The organism is Shewanella aegiceratis (assembly GCF_019457495.1).
GTDB classification, from domain to species: Bacteria; Pseudomonadota; Gammaproteobacteria; order Enterobacterales; family Shewanellaceae; genus Shewanella; species Shewanella loihica.
Window position 1 is genome coordinate 2,644,076 of record NZ_CP080416.1, and the last position, 17,017, is coordinate 2,661,092.

At 56.0% G+C, this 17,017-nt stretch carries 11 protein-coding genes; 3 read left to right on the plus strand and 8 right to left on the minus strand.

The features are described 5' to 3' along the window. Positions 1–76: 76 nt before the first annotated feature. Positions 77–1,666 carry a PEGA domain-containing protein gene (locus tag K0H80_RS11715; RefSeq protein WP_220071694.1) on the plus strand — a complete coding sequence of 530 codons (1,590 nt, stop codon included), beginning with the start codon at positions 77–79 and terminating at the stop codon, positions 1,664–1,666. Positions 1,667–1,816: 150 nt separating this feature from the next. Further along, the gene (locus tag K0H80_RS11720) at positions 1,817–3,760 is read left to right on the plus strand and encodes a glycoside hydrolase family 97 protein (RefSeq protein WP_220071695.1); all 1,944 of its coding nucleotides are present in this window, start codon (positions 1,817–1,819) and stop codon (positions 3,758–3,760) included. 146 nt (positions 3,761–3,906) lie between these two features. Here K0H80_RS11720 and K0H80_RS11725 read toward each other — a convergent pair whose 3' ends face one another. After that, complete coding sequence (locus K0H80_RS11725; RefSeq protein WP_220071696.1) at positions 3,907–5,907, minus strand: DNA topoisomerase III; 2,001 nt, start codon at positions 5,905–5,907, stop codon at positions 3,907–3,909. 164 nt (positions 5,908–6,071) lie between these two features. Here K0H80_RS11725 and K0H80_RS11730 point away from each other — a divergent pair, with 164 nt between their 5' ends. Further along, entirely contained in the window at positions 6,072–6,347 is a 276-nt protein-coding gene (locus K0H80_RS11730) for a hypothetical protein (protein ID WP_220071697.1), read from the plus strand. A gap of 158 nt (positions 6,348–6,505) precedes the next feature. Here K0H80_RS11730 and K0H80_RS11735 read toward each other — a convergent pair whose 3' ends face one another. From K0H80_RS11735 to K0H80_RS11765, 7 genes are all read right to left on the minus strand, one after another. Beyond that, entirely contained in the window at positions 6,506–8,623 is a 2,118-nt protein-coding gene (locus K0H80_RS11735) for a methyl-accepting chemotaxis protein (RefSeq protein ID WP_220071698.1), read from the minus strand. Between the two features lie 230 nt (positions 8,624–8,853). Further along, positions 8,854–10,368, minus strand: coding sequence for an amidophosphoribosyltransferase (purF, locus tag K0H80_RS11740; protein WP_011866099.1), 1,515 nt, complete (start codon positions 10,366–10,368; stop codon positions 8,854–8,856). A gap of 87 nt (positions 10,369–10,455) precedes the next feature. Then, positions 10,456–10,944: a CvpA family protein gene (locus tag K0H80_RS11745; protein ID WP_011866100.1), complete on the minus strand. Its 489-nt coding sequence runs from the start codon at positions 10,942–10,944 to the stop codon at positions 10,456–10,458. 218 nt (positions 10,945–11,162) lie between these two features. Continuing rightward, a complete protein-coding gene (dedD, locus tag K0H80_RS11750) occupies positions 11,163–11,897 on the minus strand; it encodes a cell division protein DedD (RefSeq protein WP_220071699.1) in 735 nt (244 codons plus the stop codon). Continuing rightward, positions 11,898–13,190, minus strand: a complete 1,293-nt coding sequence (gene folC / locus K0H80_RS11755; RefSeq protein ID WP_220071700.1) for a bifunctional tetrahydrofolate synthase/dihydrofolate synthase — start codon at positions 13,188–13,190, stop codon at positions 11,898–11,900. A 44-nt stretch (positions 13,191–13,234) separates the two neighbouring features. Then, the gene (truA, locus tag K0H80_RS11760) at positions 13,235–14,020 is read right to left on the minus strand and encodes a tRNA pseudouridine(38-40) synthase TruA (RefSeq protein WP_220071701.1); all 786 of its coding nucleotides are present in this window, start codon (positions 14,018–14,020) and stop codon (positions 13,235–13,237) included. Between the two features lie 216 nt (positions 14,021–14,236). After that, positions 14,237–16,900 carry a FimV/HubP family polar landmark protein gene (locus K0H80_RS11765; protein WP_220071702.1) on the minus strand — a complete coding sequence of 888 codons (2,664 nt, stop codon included), beginning with the start codon at positions 16,898–16,900 and terminating at the stop codon, positions 14,237–14,239. Between the last annotated feature and the right edge of the window lie 117 nt (positions 16,901–17,017).

Below are 17,017 nucleotides of genomic sequence, written 5' to 3' on the forward strand. Positions count from 1 at the left end.
ATTTTTAGTCGCCCATGGATATCAATCCATCACCAACACAATCACCTACTTCTTCATCGACAGGGAGATTTTTCACATGGACAAACAACTGAGCAATAAGCCAAACAGGCAATTAAGCAATAAGCCAAACATACAGTTAAGCAAGCACGGAGCATCCACCCTACTGAGCCTACTCTTCTTAGGTGTCATAGGCCTCAGCCTGCCGGGCTGCGGCTCGGGTGGCGATGACGGCCAAACTAGCGAGCCAGCGGTTACACCACCGGTAGCCACACCGACACCAGAGGGGAGTCTCACAGTCAGCGCCAGTGAGAGCGGCGCCGCCATCTACCTAGATGGGCGCTTCACTGGCAAGCTGACCCCGGCCGAACTCACCCTCGAGCCCGGCGAATACACCATAGGCGTGGGGCTCAACCAGAGTGAGCAGTATCTTAGACACACGGTTCAGGTAGAGGCCGACCAGACCATTAGCCTGGCGCTGGATGAGAGCGATCGCCAGGCGCCCAAGGCCTGGAAGGCGCTGTTTATCGGTGTGGCCAAGGTGCAGGCTCAGGGTGATAGTTGTGTCAGCCAATACCAGACCGAGCAGCTCGACGCTGGCTTTGACTTCTTTCGCTGGAGCTTTAAGGAGCGCGTCGAGCCCTACAGCTATCACACCATGGATTGGCAGTTTGAGCGCCTGGATATCACGGATGAGGTGGTGACCCTCAGCAATGAAAAGCTCATCGGCCCGGCGGAGATCGAGCCCTATCTGACGAACGTCGACAAGGGCGACTATGACCTCATCGTCAGTTTCTTTCGCGGCGGCGCCGGCAGCGATGACTGCTACATAGACGACTTCAAGGGCATCGCCTGGTATGACTATCGCGTGCTCAACTCAGACGCCTCCTACTACACGATACGCTTCTATGATGATGTTAGCGGGCGTATCGAGGCGGCCAAGGCAAATGACAGAGATCCGGGCATGTACATCCACGAGTGGCTGCACACCACGGCGGAGTGGTTCTTTCCCGATCAGGGCTATGCCCAGCCCAGCAGCGACGGCCAGGTGGTCCACGCCGCCGAGGTATACGACTACAGCTGGCCCTGGATGAGTTGGTATAGAGACCTCATTCGCGGCCAGGTGAAACAGCAAGCCAGCTATGTGGGCATAGGCCCGGACGCCCTGCTCGGCTGTAGCGTCAGCGAAGACGCCTTAGGCCTGTGCTCGAGCGCCGCAGGTCAAGCAGCATCAGACGCCTCGAGTCAGACGGCGCCAGAGGCCTTGATTCAAACATCCTTGCTCTATGACAAGATCGCCGGACAAAAGGTGTCCTGGCAGACGGTGAGCCGACCCTATCGAGATGGCCGGGTCTCATTTGGTCAGATCCCGTCCGGTGAGCAGCTCTGCCTCAATCGCCACACCGTCAGCTACCTGCTCGGCGATGGCACCCTAGCACTCACCTTAGATGAAAGCCTCTGCGGCGAGCCGTCCAGCGCCCGTCTCAGCTTTACGCCTTGGCTAGCAGAGGAGCAGTCGTCGCGTGTAATCACGCTGCCCATTGACCAAGCCAGCAGGCTTTTAGCCAGCGGGCTTTTAACCAGCAAAAAAACCTTTATTGAACATGAGCACCTCGACTTAGATGAGATCTTAATTGAGCTAAGAGCACTGATGGCGCACTCGCTCTAGGAGTATCTATCTAACACGCAGCAGGCGGGGCGAAACAGAGGTTATTTTTCGGGAAACATTAGCCCCGTTTTCATGCGCCCGGGCGTCAATCGACATGCTTCAATGACTTACCTTCGGGAATTTCCCCGTATGAATCAGGAGTAATGAAACATGTTGCAGCGTTTTTTGACGGCGCCCCAAGCGTATAAGCAGCTGATGTTGGCAGGAGTACTAACGCTTCCCAGCGCACTGGCCATGGGCGAGACCTATCAACTCAGCTCCCCGGACGGCAGCATCTTGGTCGATGTCATCGCCGAGGAGCAACTCAGCTATCGCGTCAGCGTCGACGGCCAGACCATCCTGGCCCCATCACACATCGCCATGACCTTTGCCGATGGCACGGCGCTCGGCAACGCGCCTCAGGTTGTTGAGGTCAAGCGCAGTGCTATCTCAGAGCAGCTCACTCCGGTTATCAAGGTGCGTACCGCCAAGATAGACAACCAATACAACCAGTTGAGCCTGAGTTTCAAAGATAACTACCGGGTGGAGTTTCGCGCCTTCAATGAAGGAGTCGCCTATCGTTTCAGCGCCCAGCAGTCTGGCAAGAGTGCCCTCACCTCTGAGCAGGCCGAGTTTAACTTCGCCAAAGGTGCCTTCGCCTACTTCCCCTTCGAGAAAAAATTTGCCAGCGCCACCCAGCCCAGATTTACCCCCATCGCCGCCAAGGGGATCGATGGCGACGAGCTGGGCAGCCTGCCCGCCCTGTTTGTGGTCAATGGCATCAATGTGTTGCTGACAGAGACTGACTTACAGAGCTACCCCGGTCTCTGGCTAAGGGGCAAGGGCGATGGCAATGTCTATGGCGTGCATCCGTTCGAGCTGGATAAAGACGAGCAGTACACCCAAAATCTGGGCATCGTCAGCAAGTCCCGCAGCTACCCCTGGCGCATCCTGGCCATCGCCCGCAGCGACGGCGAACTGCTCGATAACCAGATGAGCTACACCCTGGCCGAGCCATCACGCATCGAAGACACCTCCTGGATCAAACCCGGCAAGATAGCCTGGGACTGGTATAACGAAAACAACCTCAAGGGGGTCGACTTCAAGGCGGGGATCAATACCGAGACCTACCAATACTACGCCGATTTTGCCGCCGACTTTGGCATCGAAAATATCTTGATCGACGATGGCTGGTCGTCACAGGAGGATGTACTTAACGTATTGCCGGGGATCGACATGCAGGCGATCATCGCCCATGCCAAGGCCAGAGGCGTCGGGGTACAGCTATGGGTGCCCTATTCGGCGCTGGACAAAAACCTGGAAGAGGCGTTTAAGCTCTACGCCAAATGGGGGATCAACGGCGTCAAGATAGACTTCATGGACAGCGACAGCATCAAGCGGGTGGATTTCTACTGGCGCGCCGCCGCCATGGCCGCCAAGTACAAGCTGATGGTCAACTTCCACGGCGCCTACAAGCCCGCGGGGATCCACAGAACCTACCCCAACGTGATGACCCGCGAGGGGGTCAGAGGATTGGAGAACAACAAATGGTCAGAGGTGACCTCTACCCACAACCTGCATCTGCCCTTCATCCGCATGATAGCGGGTCCGCTGGATTACACCCCGGGCGCCATGGCCAATGCCCAACAGAAGAACTTCAACAAGGTCTGGTCTCGCCCCATGAGCCTCACCACCCGGGCGCAACAGATTGCCATGTATGTGATCTACGAGAGCCCGCTGCAGATGCTCGCCGACACCCCCACCAGCTACCGCGCCGAACCTGAGATCCCGCGCTTTATCGCCGCCATCCCTACGGTATGGGATGACTTTAAGGTGCTGCATGCCAGCATAGGCGAGTATTTCACCATAGCGCGACGCGCAGGTGATAACTGGTACATTGGCGCCATGACCAATACCCAGGCGAGAAGTCAGCAGATCAGCCTGGACTTTCTTGGAGATGGTGAGTATGAGATGCAGCTGCTGCAAGATGGCATCAACGCGGGTAACTTCGCCGAAGACTATAAGCTGATCAAGAAAACCGTTACCAAGGGCGACAGCCTAGATCTCAACATGGCGGCCAACGGCGGCTATGCCATACAGCTGATCAAGCGTTAAACGCCCCACCCCAAGGGTCTGAGTTGCATCACATTCCATGCGTTCAGGCCCTTGCCTTTTCTCTTGCTTACGCCCTTGCCTATGCCCTTGCTTAGGCCCTTATCTCTTGCTCAGATTCTTATTTAGCCTCTTATTTAGCCTCTTATTTAGGCCTTTGCCTTAGCCGCGGCTCTAGTCGCAGTCTTTTTCGCCCCGCTAGCCTTGCCTTTGGCACTTGTCGTCCCGCCGCGTCGATTGCCATAGCTACGTTTCTTAAACGAACGCTTAGGCGCCTCGACACCTTGCAAGGCCTTGGGCAGCTGGGCACCTGCCTGCATGATAAGCCCATTGAGCGACTCGACTAGCGGCGCCATAAAGCTTAGGTACTTGGCCTCTTTACGGCTGATGGCATCCAGGTGACTCTCCCACAGTGCCGTCATATCAGGCGTGGTGGCAGATTCGGGCAGGCTGTTGATGAGGCCGCGACCGACCGGGGTCGAGACGATAGACTTCCCCTGGCGGGCCAGAAAACCACGCTTGAACAGCAACTCGATGATCCCCGCGCGGGTCGCCTCTGTGCCCAGGCCGTCGGTTTCTTTAAGGATCTTACGGATCTCTGGGTTGGTCACATAACGGCTGATCCCCGTCATGGCGCTAAGCAAGGTCGCATCGGTAAAGGCTTTGGGCGGCTGGGTCTGCTTCTCGATAAGCTCTCCCTGGCCAGAATGCAGCTCTTGCCCCTTATGTAGCGGCGGCAGCTGGGCCAGCGCCTCGTCGCCCTCGCCGTCGGCCTTGTCATCGCTGCGCTTAGGGAACAGTTGCTTCCAACCGGGGGCGATCTCCTGCTTAGCCTTGGTGTGAAAATGGCCGCCGGCGATCTCCACCTCAACCTGAGTCTCATGGTAACGATAGACGGGGTAAAACTGCGCCAGATATTGACGGGCCAGTTGCAGGTAGATCTGTTTCTCGGCCTGAGTCAGGGCACTCAGGTTGGCCACCTTCTCGGTGGGCACTATGGCGTGGTGGGCATCCACCTTGGCATCGTTCCAGGCCTTAGAGACTATCTTAGGATCCGGCGAGGCGCACTGGGCGGTGAGTTCGCCAGCTCCCTTGAGCACGGCATCGATCACCCTGGGGGCCAGGGCCAGCTGCTCCTTGGGCAGATAACGGCTATCGGAGCGCGGGTAGGTGATCAGCTTATGTTTCTCATACAGTGACTGACAGGTATCGAGCACCGTCTTAGCGCTCATGCCAAATCGCTTCGCCGTATCTATCTGCAGCGACGAAAGGTTATAGGGTAAGGGCTGGCCCTGCTGCTTATCTCTAGCCTGCAGATCCGTCACCTTGGCAGGCTGCTCTGTGATCCTCCCTACCACGTTTTCCGCCAGACGGCGCGACAGCACCCGCCCCTCCTCATCCATGTAGGGCTGACAGGCCTCACTGGGCTGCCACTTGGCCTTAAAATGCGCCTGCTCTTGGGTATAGAGATTGGCCAGCACCTCATAGAAAGGCTTGCTGACAAAATGTTCAATGGCCTCATCGCGGCGCACCACCAGGCCCAGCAGGGGCGTCTGCACCCGGCCGACAGAGAGCACCCCCTGATAGCCCACCTTGCGACCCTGCAGCGTATAGGCGCGGGTCATGTTCATGCCATAGAGCCAGTCGGCGCGGGATCGCGCCAAGGCCGAGGTCGACAGGGGGATAAACTCTCGGTTGCTACGCAGCTGCCCCAAGGCCCGTTTAACGGCCTGGGGGTTGAGGTCGCTCACCAGCAGGCGCTGGGTCTGTTCTAGCTTGTCGCCCTTGACCCCCAGATAGGCGATCACCTCATCCACCAGCAGCTGACCTTCACGGTCAGGGTCCCCGGCGTTCACCAACTGACTGGCCTGCTTGACCAGTTTTCTCAGCACGCTGAGCTGACCACGGGTCTTGCTCTTGGGGGTCATCTTCCACTGCTGCGGCACTATGGGCAGGTGGTCGAACGACCAGGACTTGAAGGCCGGATCATAGCTGTCGGGCTCGGCCTGCTCCAGCAGATGGCCTATGCACCAAGAGACGGTATCGCCATTGGCCGCCGTGATATAGCCCTCGCCCTTCTTGTGGGGTTTAGGTAACACATCGGCGATTGCCCGCCCGAGACTGGGCTTCTCTGCTATGTATAAGATCATGCTGACATCAAATTACTGTATAAATTAACAGTAACTTTAAACCACTCGCGGCCTTGGCGCAAATAGGAAAGGCGATCTCATGCTTACGTGTAAATCTTGTTGAGAATCATTCTCATTAATGGCTAATCTAAGGGCTAGTCTGAGGGCAATTCACGGAGGCAAATATGCACACACGACTCAAGACCCCACAACGACCCGAACACCTACTGATTTACGCCACACTGATGACGACGGCGCTGCTGTTACTCTCGCTGTCATCCTCTCTCTTTCCCTGGCGCCTGGATCCCTTGGTGCAATTTAGCCTGCTGCTGTTGCTAAGCTGCGCCGGCACCCTGTTTGCCCTCGCACGCCATGGCGCACACCATAGACCGGCCCTTGGGCTGCTCTTCGGCCTCTGGCTAATGGTGTGGGTAAGCCAGGGGTTACTCATGCCGGTGTGATCGCTAACCTGCGCTTGCCCCTATAAGCTAAAACTTAGCTCTGCCGCGGCCGCTGCCCCTCCCACAGCCACGGCCGTGCATTCGATGCGACTGCCATCTGACCACAAAAAAGGCGCCTCCCAGGAGACGCCTATATTACAGATATGAAAACCTCAGCTTTAGGTCTTTAACTTACCCAGCTGCTGATGTTGCTGCTCTACCAGGCCCGCCAGGCTGGCACTGCTCTGCTGGGCCTCGTCGGCGAGTCTCGCCAGCTCAGAGGCGGAATCTGAGATACCTGTGATGTTACGGCTGACCTCTTCGGTGACGGCACTCTGCTCCTCGGCCGCGGTGGCGATATGGGTCACCTGGCTGGAGACCTCCTGAATTTGATTCACTATGGTGTTGAGTGAACTCAGGGCCGACTCTGTCTGGGCCACGGCGCGCTGGGCACCGTCCACCCCTTGGTCGATGATCTGCGAGGCACTGTTGACCTCGCGCTGCAGCGCCTCGATCAACTTGCCTATCTCATCGGTCGAGCTCTGGGTCTTGGAGGCCAGCGCGCGCACCTCATCGGCGACCACGGCGAAGCCCCGGCCTTGCTCACCGGCGCGGGCGGCCTCGATGGCGGCGTTAAGTGCCAGCAGATTGGTCTGCTCGGCGATGGCGCTGATCACCTCGAGGATCTTGCTGATGTTGGTGCTGCTTTCCGCCACCTTACCCACGGCCTCCTTAGCCAGCAGGGATTCCTGAGACATATGAGTCACATAGCCCATGGCCTGGCTCAGGCTGTCCTCACCTGCCTTGACGTTGAGGGTCATCGCCTCGGTTTCCGACGCCGTCTGCTCAGACGCCTTGGCCACCTCGAGCGCGGTGGCGCTCATCTCATTAACCGCAGTCACCACACTCTCGATATCGCTGTACTGACGATTGACGCTGTTGTGGGTCTGCTGGGCGATCTCCGCCGCCACCTGACTCTCGGCCTGCGAGCGTGACGCCAGCTCCTTAAGCTCGCCGATCAGCAGCCTCAACTTATTAATAAAGCCGTTAATGCCACCGCCCAGGGCGATGAGTTCGGCATGGGACTCCACCGTGACCTGCTGGGTCAGATCCCCTTCGGCGCTGGCTAAGTTCTCCACCCGGCTCTGAATCACCTTGAGCGGCGCGACAATAGAGCGGATCACCAGGCTGATGGTAACCACGGCGATCAGCGAGACGATGACGCCTACGATCAGCAGCAGGCTGCCCAGAGAGCTGGCCATGGCAGACATCGCCTTATCCATGGCATTCGCCGCCTGATAGGCATCGGCCTTGGCCACCTCAATCACCAGTGACCACTGCGCCTTGGCGAGCGGGATCTCGATGGGATAGGCAACTACGATGTTATCGCCCTGCTCCAGATAACCGCCTTGGCGATGTAGCCCGGTCAACTGACTGGCGAGCGACGGGGCGATAGACTCGCCCAGTGGCCGTGCCTTCTTATCATAGTGGCTGGCCGCCACCACTAAACCCTTCTGGCTCAGCAGGGTCACCTTGGCCTTACCTTGATACAGGCTGGCTGAGAGCTCGTCGATCAGCTTCTGAAACACGGGCAGATTAACATCCACGCCGATTACGCCGCGAAAGCTGCCGCCCACCACCACAGGCACGGTTAAGGAGGTCATCAGCGCCGTGTTGCCCGGGCTTATCTCATACAGGTAGGGCTCCATCAGGCAAGGTTGCTTAGTATCCTTGGCGCACAGGTACCATTCGGCCTCGCGTACGCCAAACTCCTTGAGGGTGGCATCGTACTTCTCGCTGGCGTCATCCACCTGCTGATGCTCGACGCTGCCATCATCGCTGCGGGTGTAATAGATCTCCAGGGTACCCACCTCGGGCACGCTATGACTGATCTTCTGGGTATAGTCGCCGTCGCGACCATCGTAGCCGTTGGGCTCGAACTGGGCATACATGGAGGAGAGCTGACTGTTCTTTCGCAGCACGCCGGCCACCGACTCCTCTACCCCTTCCCGAGATAGCGGCTGGCTAGCGGCGCTCTGCTCTATCATGCCGGCAAACGAAAAGGGGATCCGATAGGCCTCATTGATAAAACCCGCCACCCGCTCGCCATACTCACCGGCCCGGGCACTGAGGCGCTGGCGAGTTTCATCATGCAGCGCGCCTTGCACCTGGCCTGCCAGTTGCGCGTTTTTATCGCTGAGCGACCACCAGAGGCTGAAGGAGAGGATGGCGACTATGATCAAAAACAGCGCTGAGGTGATCCAAAGCAACTTAGTACTGATGGACAAGTGTTTCATTTATCACTCCTAGGGATGACGGCAGGCTCGAGGCTTAATACTTTCACTCATTAAACATAGCACTAAAGCATTAAAACACCATGCTATCAGGTATTTAATTACCCTTGCAGAAGAAGAGATGTAGCAAAATGCCCCATAAAAAAACCGACCACTTCTATAAAAATACCGACCACTCCCATAAAAAAACCGACCACTAGGGGTCGGTTTTTAGCTAACGCATGCGCTATCCCTTAGGGATGACAGACGTTATGTAGCTCTAAGTTAGTGCCGATATCCTTGATGCGATTGGCCTTGGCATCGTCGTTACGCAGCTGGGTCAGGTGATCCAGATAGGCCTGATCCACGTCGTTGGTAATATAGTTACCGTCGAATACCGAGGTCTCGAAACGTTTGATATCCGGGTTTTGCTGACGTACGGCTTCAATAAGATCTTGCAGGTCCTGGAAGATGATGCCGTCGGCACCAATCAGCTTGTTGATCTCTTCCGCGTCACGACCATGAGCGATCAGCTCGCTCGAGGTTGGCATGTCGATACCATAGACGTTAGGGAAACGGATCTCAGGGGCCGCCGAGGCGAAGTAAACCTTCTTGGCACCGGCTTCACGGGCCATCTCGATGATCTGCTCTGAGGTAGTACCGCGCACGATAGAGTCATCCACCAGCAGCACGTTCTTGCCCTTAAACTCGGCGTTGATGGCATTTAGCTTGCGGCGAACCGATTTCTTACGCTCCTGCTGACCCGGCATGATGAAGGTACGGCCGATGTAACGGTTCTTCACGAAGCCCTGACGGTATGGCAGGTCCAGGTTACGGGCGATCTCTAGGGCGATATCGCATGAGGTTTCAGGGATCGGGATCACCACGTCGATATCGTGATCTTCCCACTCTTTCTTGATCTTCTCACCCAACATGGTACCCATGTTAACACGGCTGCCGTAGACAGACACCTTGTCGATGGTCGAGTCTGGACGTGCAAAGTAAACGTATTCGAAGATACAAGGTGAATAACTTGGCGACTGGGCGCACTGACGGGTATAGAGCTGACCATCTAACGAGATATAGATGGCTTCGCCTGGAGCGACATCACGTACCGTCTCGAAGCCTACGGCATCAAGGGCCACGCTCTCAGAGGCCACCATATATTCGGTGCCCTGCTCTGTCTCGTTCTTACCCAGTACCAGAGGACGGATGCCGTAAGGATCGCGAAACGCCACCAGGCCCTGGCCGATGATCATCGCCGCCACGGCGTAGGCGCCACGTGTCAGCTCATGTACCTTAGTGACCGCCTCAAACACCTCGTCGGCAGTGAGGTACTGGCTCTTGGTGTGTTGTAGCTCGTCGGCCAACAGGTTCAGCAGGACTTCAGAATCTGAGGTGGTGTTAACGTGACGACGTTGCTTCACCAGACGCTCGTGCAGCTCGACCGTGTTGGTCAGGTTGCCGTTGTGCGCCAGAGAGATCCCGAAAGGAGAGTTAACATAGAAAGGTTGCGCCTCAGACGCGCTCGAGCTACCCGCAGTTGGGTAACGCACGTGACCTATGCCGGCGGTGCCCTGCAGGCGCTGCATATGCTTAGGTTCAAATACGTCTTTTACCAGACCATTGGCCTTACGCAATCTAAACGCATTGCCATCAACGGTGACAATGCCCGCGGCGTCTTGGCCACGATGCTGTAGCACAGTGAGTGCATCATAGATTGTCTGATTAACCGATGTTCGGCCAACTATTCCGACGATACCACACATGGGTAGGTTTCCTCATTTTAAGATGTTCTGATAATTATTATCTGCGGCCATGACCTGAGGTTAAGGCACGCCTATGCTTACGCATTCTTATATTTTAGGTACAAAGCTTGAGGTGTTTTCCACATAGTCGAAGAACCACTGGATAACCACTCCGAATTCGGGAACCAGTTGCGAGCTGGCCCACCAGTCTGTCTTGGGCGCCCCGGTAAAGGCGTCCAGGAAAAAGAGTATCGCGCTAACGATGAGTGCGCCGCGCAGGGCGCCGAAACAGAGGCCCAGCACCCTGTCTGTGCCAGACAGGCCCGTCTTGACCACCAGTTGGCCGATAAGGTAATTGACTAAGGCACCGAGAATAAGGGTCGAGATGAACAGGATGGCGATGGCGATGCCGTTACGCACCATTTCATCTTGCATCTGGGTCAGGTAGACGGCGAGATCTTCATAAAATTGACTCGCCACGAAGAAGGCGGCAAACCAGACCACGAGTGACATGGCTTCCTTAACGAAACCACGAAGCAGACTAATTAAAGTCGAGATTGCGATGACCGCAATAATGGCATAATCGATCCAAACCATTGAATAAGGTGATCCAGCATTAGCATTAAGACGGCGGGATTTTACCAGAGACTGAAGACATTCTCACCCCCTAGCCTGATTTAAAAGTGATTTAGTTTATCCGCAATTACGGACACTGAGTTCTGACTTGAGGCTATTTTCACCCTGTAGCGCAGACAAAAACGCCCAGGACAAAGTCTGGGCGTTTGGAAGTGATAACTGCAAATCGGTGCAGTGGATTAGAGCAGCGGATTATAGTCGACCACCGCCGACTTAAGGCCGGTAAACTTATCCAGCTTGGTCTGCAGCTTTTGTAGCTTGCTCTTGGAGATATCCGGGCCGACAAACACCTTAGTCAGCTGACCATCCACCGGCTTTTGCGGCACAGTATAGGCGCGGTAACCCTCGCCTCGCAGACGCTTGACCAGGGCATTGACATTATCGGCATTCTTAAAGCTACCCAGTTGCAGGGTATAGGCCGAGCTTGCGACCTCAACCTTAGATTCAGTCGCCTTAGCTTGCGTGACTTTCGCTGGGGTTTGCTTAGCTTCACTGGTTTTAGCTTCACTGGTTTTAGCTTCACTGGTTTTAGGCTCGCTGGTTTTAGCTACGCTGGTATTAGAGCCGTCCGTTTTCGCCGCGCTTGTCTTATCATCCGCGCCATCATTCGTCCCCTGCTGCTCGGCTGAGGCTTGGCCGACGCTATCATTCTGGGCGCTCACCTGGTTGTCAAACTGAGCCTGCTGCTCACTCAGGTCAATGGCCGTAATACTCTCCTGCTCATCGAGGCGGGACTCGGCCTGGGGCCGCAATGGGATCTCGGCAAACTGCTCTTCCTGATGCTGCTTCTTACCATCTAAGATATCGGGCAAAAAGATCACCCCCAGGGCCACCAAGACTATGATGCCCACCAGACGGTTTTGAAACTGGCTCGATACCTTCTCTTGTTTGGCTTCTACTTCATCCACCTGCATTTAACTTAGGTCCAATTGCTTAAACTCTGCCACAGTGTAAAAGGAGCCAAACACAATTACCACATCGGATTGGCCAATCTCTGGCTTTAACGCCTGGTATGCCTGCTCAACCGAGGCAAACCCATAGGCAGCTTTATCGCCACTCAAATAGCTGAGCAGATCTTGCGCCTTAGCGCTGCGCTCACAGTTAAGGTCCGTCAGATACCAGGCGTGGATCTGATCCTCGAGCAGGCCGAGCACGGCGCGGCAATCCTTATCTTTTAGCATGCCACACAGGGCGAAGATACGCTTACCCTTGTAAGCCTCGAGTCGCTGGGCCAGATAGGCCGCCGCATGGGGGTTATGGGCCACATCTAAGATGATCTTAGGCTGCTCGCTGACCACCTCAAGACGACCAGTCAAATTAGCCCCGCTTAGCCCGGCATCGATAAATGTACGAGCCGCTGCTGTCACAAACTGTTCCGGCAAAAGTTGCTGCACCACAGCCAGGGCGGTTGCCGCATTGGCCAAGGGTAAGGTTGGCAATGGCAAGCCTGACAATGAAAATTGAGGCACAGACGATTGAGGCATATCACCTAGCTCAAAACACCAGTCAGTCTCGCTCGCCTGGTAGCTAAATTCATGATTCACCCGCAGCATATTGGCGCCGATAGACTCGGCGTATTCAATAACGCTTGCCGGCAAATCTGGGTCGCCAATCACCGCGGGACGGCCAGCGCGCATGATCCCCGCCTTCTCGCGGCCCACCAACTCCCGGGTATCGCCCAGGTATTCCTGGTGGTCGATGTCGATGGCAGTGATCACCGCGATATCGGCATCGATAATATTGGTGGCATCCAGGCGTCCACCCAGACCCACCTCGAGTAACACGAGATCCAGTTTCGCCTGCTTAAACAGGTAGAGTCCGGCCAGGGTGGCATATTCGAAGAAGGTCAGCGAGGTGTCGCCGCGCGCGGCATCTATGGCGCAGAACGCCTCGATAAGCGCCTCATCGCTGACATCGACCCCATCGATGCGTACCCGCTCATTGTATTTGAGCATGTGAGGCGAGCTGTAAACACCGACGCGCTGCCCGGCTTCTCTCATGATGGCTTCTATCATGGCGCAGGTGGTTCCCTTGCCATTGGTGCCGGCGACGGTCACCACCTTGGTGCCCTCGAGGCTGTCCAGCCCCATGACCTTGGCAACGGCCGCAACGCGGCCAAGGCCCATATCTATCTCTGTGGGATGGATAGCCATCAAATGATTCAGCCAGTCGTTAAGGCCAGATTGTGCGTTGGGTACAGGCGTCATATCAGAATCTTTTTAATCTTTGGTAATCAGATGTTTAGTTTGGGTTAGTCGAGCATAAACAGTGGCCCCAGGGCCAGTTTAGGCAGGGCATAGTGCTCGGGATAGGTCACATCCACCAGATAGAGGCCGTTAGGTTTAGCGGTCGCCGCCGCCTGAGTGCGATCCTTCAGCGCCAGCAGATCTTTAATCCAGCTCACAGGTTGACGGCCATAGCCCACCTCGAGCAGGGAGCCAACGATATTACGCACCATGTGATGCAAGAAGGCGTTGGCCTTGATGTCGACACAGATATACATGCCCTGGCGGGTCACATTGACCTCGTGAACACAGCGAAACGGGGTGTTTGACTGGCACTGGATGGCGCGGAAGCTGGTAAAGTCCTGCTCACCCAGCAGATACTGGGCCGCCTCATGCATCTTGCTCTCATCTATCTGCCCCGGATAGTGGCTCACGCCAGAGCGGAGAATGCCGGGTCTGAACTGATGGTTATAGATCATGTAGCGATAACGGCGGGCGGTGGCGGTAAAACGGGCGTGGAACTCGTCATCCACATCCTTGGCCCAGCGCACGGCGATATCATCCGGCAGGTTGACATTGACCCCTAGGGTCCAGGCACTCTCTTTACGCACGGCATTGGTCTCGAAATGCACCACCTGCCCCGTGGCATGAACGCCCGCGTCGGTACGTCCGGCGCATTGAATCGAAATAGGTTCGTTGGCAACGAAAGATAGGGCTCTCTCGAGCTGGGCTTGTACCGAGTCCACCTCGGCCTGACGTTGCCAGCCAAAATAACGGCTGCCATCATATTCGATACCTAATGCTACGCGCATGAAATACCTGTCCTCATGTTTAATTACTCATGTATAAATAAATCTGTTCGCTAGGCGGCGGATTCTAGCACAAGCTAGGTGTTAACTGGATAGTAAATGGCGCGTTAACTGGAGAGTTAACTGCCCCCATAGTTAACGCTCTGGCTCGCCGCCATAAAAAAACGGCGCCTAAGCACCGTTTTTCAAATCGCTTTTCTAGACTAAATCTCGTATAAATTAGAGCTCGTCTAGCAGCTTCTTGGCTTCCTGCTGCTGACGCTCGTTGCCGTCCAGCTCGACCTCTTTAAGCAGCGCCTTGGCGCTGTCCATATCGTCGATCTCGATATAGGCGCGGGCCAGATCCAGCTTGGCATTCACCGCATTCTCTTCATCGTCCACATCGACCATGGCGGCGTTGCCCATCAGGCTATCGAGCTCGCCCATGTCGACGTCCAGCTCCTTGTACTTATCGACATCCAGCTGCTCCTCGTCGGCCTCATTGAGCAGTCTGTCGATATCGATAAAGCCGTTGTCTTGCTGGAAGGCGGTCAGGTCGTGCTCGGGCACGGCTCTGGCGGGACGCTTCTTCTCCGCCGCATCCAGGGCAGCCAAGGCCTGATCTACGGTCAGATTATCGTCATCGTCCAGCTGCAGCGAGATAGCGTCGTCATCGTCCTCAACCGGCGTCTCTTGGGTGCTTGGCGCGTCGCTGGTCAAGGCTGATTCCCACTCCAGCATATTATCGCTGCTACGCTTGTTCCCCTTGAGATCACCGAAGAAACCCGATTCGCCCTTTTCAACCTTAGGCTCTTCCGCCTCTTCGACCGATTCGAGATCGGCAAGCAGTGCGTCGAGATCCACCTCGCCGTCATCTTCGGCCTTAATCTCTTCCTCAGCTTCCGCCTCTACAGCCGGCTTATCTTCACCCAGGTCGAACTCGAGCGGCGCATGACCGGCCGGCTTACTCTCTTCCTGCTCTGCGGCTAACTCGGCTGCAACGTCAAGTTCTGGCCCTGTCTCCTCAGGTGCAGTCTCCTCAGCTTCAGCCTCGGCGAACTCAAGATCGGCGACTTCAGCTTCTGGCTCGCTTGTCGATGCAGCAGGTTCGAACTCGGCCAGTAAGGCATCAAGATCCGCCTCTTCGACTTCATCGTTTTCCTCCTCAAGCTCGGCGGCGATCTGACGAGCAATCTCATCATCCTCGCTATCGGTCGCTTGGGCTGCCGGCTCGGCATCGAATCCGGCCAGCAAGGCGTCGAGATCTGTCTCATCGACATCGCCCTCATCGCCCTTGGCCTCGATCGCCTCTTCAAGCTCCTGAGCGATCTCATCGGCCAAGGTTTCCTCGGACGCTGCTGTCGCTTCAGGCTCGACGGCTTCTTCTGGCTTAATCTCTTCTACGTTAGCCTCTTCGTTCGCAGTTTCTGCCGGCAGGTCAAACTCCGCCAGCAGCGCATCCAAGTCTTCCTCTTTAGCGTCTTCGCTTGGCGTCTCTTGCTCAAATTCGGCTAGCAACTCATCGAGATCTGTCTCTGTGGTCGCCTCTTCTTCAAAAGTTGGCGCCTCGAAGGCAGTTTCTTCGATGCTCTTCTCTTCGACATGCGTCTCTTCGATTGGCGCTTCTTGCGGGGCATCCAGTTCGGCAAGCAGGCTATCGAGATCATCTTCCTGAGTTGTCTTGGCTTCTTCCTGCTCCTGCTCACCCATGGCCTCGGCCCAGAGATCGTCCAGTGATTGACCTTCATCCTCAATCGGTGACATCACCTGCTCATCACCCGCATCCACTACCATCTCGGCAGCTTCTTGGGGCAGCTCATCACTCAGATCCGCCTCAGGCTTAAGCTGAGTCTCATCGACCTTCATCAAGGAATCCAGCGAATCGGCCTCATCATCTGTATCCAGATGCACCGCCATCATCTCTTCGCTATCTTCAGGCGCTGGCGCGACTGGCTTGTCGTCCATCGGCGGCGTTACGGGCGTGCTCGACTCTACCGCTTCGCTCTTGTTGTTGCGACGCTTGATGAATAACCATACCAATACCAGCAGCAATAGCGCCGGAATGGCAGCGAACAGACCGAGATAGAGGGGGTTGTCCATCATGGTGCGCCAGCTGTCGTCCACCTCTTTAGGCTTGGCCGGTTGGGTCGCGGCGGCCAGCTGCTGACGAAGCTGCTCGACTTCGCTGTTCAGCTGCGCCTTCTGCTCTTTTTGAACCAGCAGCGCCTCTTCCAGCTCGGCGATTCGGCTGCTTTGTTCGTCTATCTTAGCCTGCAGCATCTCGCTGTCGTTGTTGCCCAGGTTTAACTTATCCTGTGCCCTGGCCAGCTCGTCGGTGAGCGACAGGTTCTTGGCCTGCTCAGCCTCGAGCTTGGCGGTTAACGCCTCGATCTGCTTCTGCTGCTCGGCGCTAGGCTTATCAGCCTGAACCATCTCTGGCTGACTAGCTTCTGACGCCTGAGCCTGTTTAGTCTGTGTCACTACCGGCTTAGGCTTTGCTGCCGTCTGCGGCTTCTGACGCCAGCCTTTATCGTTACTCTCTGCCTGCTGTTTGGCCAGGCTCTTAGGAATAGCCAGCATCACCTCTTTAGATGGGATCAGCAGGATCATCCCCTTCTCTAGGCTGTTGTAGTTGTCGCTGGTAAACGCATGAGGATTGGCTTCATAAATCGCTGCCATCACCTGATAGATGGTCACACTCGCATCGGGACGGGTTTTCTGTGCAATACTCCAGAAGGTATCGGATGCCGTGGTCGGCCCGTATTGACGCAGAGTCTGGCGACTTTCGCCATCTGGGCCGGTAATATTGAGAGGTTCTGCGGCAGATAAAAGACCCGAAGTCGACGAGAGAACAAGCAGAGCGCTGGCTAGCAAACCAGCAAGATGCGATGTGCGAAAGTTCATCAATTCTTCCCTTTCAAGCGATGATGGACTGCCATTTGGCAGTGTGCTTTAGGCAATTGTATTTATTGAGATTACTATAAACCAGTTTTAGGTGGCCTGCTACTGTTCACATTTCAA

Bases quoted from the DNA above. Each gene is read 5' to 3' on its own strand.
- K0H80_RS11715 (WP_220071694.1), top strand. From the start codon at position 77: ATGGACAAACAACTGAGCAATAAGCCAAACAGGCAATTAAGCAATAAG.
- K0H80_RS11720 (WP_220071695.1), top strand. From the start codon at position 1,817: ATGTTGCAGCGTTTTTTGACGGCGCCCCAAGCGTATAAGCAGCTGATG.
- K0H80_RS11725 (WP_220071696.1), bottom strand. From the start codon at position 5,907: ATGATCTTATACATAGCAGAGAAGCCCAGTCTCGGGCGGGCAATCGCC.
- K0H80_RS11730 (WP_220071697.1), top strand. From the start codon at position 6,072: ATGCACACACGACTCAAGACCCCACAACGACCCGAACACCTACTGATT.
- K0H80_RS11735 (WP_220071698.1), bottom strand. From the start codon at position 8,623: ATGAAACACTTGTCCATCAGTACTAAGTTGCTTTGGATCACCTCAGCG.
- purF (WP_011866099.1), bottom strand. From the start codon at position 10,368: ATGTGTGGTATCGTCGGAATAGTTGGCCGAACATCGGTTAATCAGACA.
- K0H80_RS11745 (WP_011866100.1), bottom strand. From the start codon at position 10,944: ATGGTTTGGATCGATTATGCCATTATTGCGGTCATCGCAATCTCGACT.
- dedD (WP_220071699.1), bottom strand. From the start codon at position 11,897: ATGCAGGTGGATGAAGTAGAAGCCAAACAAGAGAAGGTATCGAGCCAG.
- folC (WP_220071700.1), bottom strand. From the start codon at position 13,190: ATGACGCCTGTACCCAACGCACAATCTGGCCTTAACGACTGGCTGAAT.
- truA (WP_220071701.1), bottom strand. From the start codon at position 14,020: ATGCGCGTAGCATTAGGTATCGAATATGATGGCAGCCGTTATTTTGGC.
- K0H80_RS11765 (WP_220071702.1), bottom strand. From the start codon at position 16,900: ATGAACTTTCGCACATCGCATCTTGCTGGTTTGCTAGCCAGCGCTCTG.